This window comes from Mycobacterium sp. E735 (assembly GCF_001666955.1).
Classification (GTDB): Bacteria; Actinomycetota; Actinomycetes; order Mycobacteriales; family Mycobacteriaceae; genus Mycobacterium.
Genome location: NZ_LZIX01000027.1, coordinates 1 through 926, shown reverse-complemented (window position 1 = coordinate 926; position 926 = coordinate 1). Strand labels below are relative to the sequence as shown.

2 protein-coding genes are annotated in these 926 nt (G+C 61.2%); one reads left to right on the top strand and one right to left on the bottom strand.

The features are described from left to right. A partial coding sequence (locus tag A5704_RS27320) for a class I SAM-dependent methyltransferase (RefSeq protein WP_197508435.1) occupies positions 1–138 on the top strand: 138 nt, incomplete at its 5' end. A 26-nt stretch (positions 139–164) separates the two neighbouring features. On the opposite strand, the gene A5704_RS02635 is transcribed toward A5704_RS27320, so the two are convergent. Then, positions 165–926: cyclopropane mycolic acid synthase family methyltransferase (locus A5704_RS02635; protein ID WP_067887268.1), on the bottom strand; the 762-nt coding region annotated here is incomplete at its 5' end.

The window sequence follows — 926 nt, the reverse complement described above, 5'->3', positions numbered from 1 at the left end:
CTCGAGGCGAACCGCGACGAGGCCATCGCCATCCAGTCGCAAGAGGTCTACGACCGCTACATGAAGTACCTGACCGGTTGCGCGAAGCTGTTCCGCCAGGGTTACACCGACGTCGACCAGTTCACGCTGCAAAAGTAGCGGAACGACCCCCAGCTCCTCGCCGCCTACTTCACGAGGGTGAACTGGCCCACATTGCTGATGCCCTTGCGGAAGAAGTCCTCGCAGCCGGTCAGGTACTTCATGTAGCGGTCGTAGACCTCTTGCGACTGGATCGCGATGGCCGCGTCCTTGTTGGCCGCCAGGTTTGCCGCCCATATATTGAGAGTCCGCTCGTAGTGCTCACCCAGTAATTGCACCTTTTCGACCGAGAATCCGGCGGGCTCAGCGAATTTGAAAATATCTTCCTGCGTCGGCAGCTGGCCGCCCGGAAAAATCTCGGTGCCGATGAATCGCGCGAATCTCACATCGCGCATAGTCAGCTTGATGCCGAGTGCGGGCATCTGCTGCCATTGATAGGTCAAAATGGTGTGCAGCAACATGATTCCGTCGGACGGCAGCACCTGGTAGGCCATCTTGAAGAAGCGGCCGTAGCGCTGGCGGCCGAAGTGCTCGAAGGCGCCGATCGAAACGATGCGGTCGACGGGTTCGTGAAACTTCTCCCAGCCCTCCAGCAGCACCCGCCGGGTGCGGGGGGTGTCCATCTCGTCGAACGTTCTCTGGACGTGCTCGGCCTGGTTCTCCGACAACGTCAGGCCCACGACGTTGACGTCGTACTTCTCGATGGCCCGGCGCATGGTCGCGCCCCAGCCGCAGCCGATGTCCAGCAGCGTCATGCCCGGTTCCAGCTTGAGCTTGCCCAGCGCCAGGTCGATCTTGGCAAGCTGCGCCTCTTCGAGCGTCATGTCGTCGCGCTCGAAGTAGGCGCA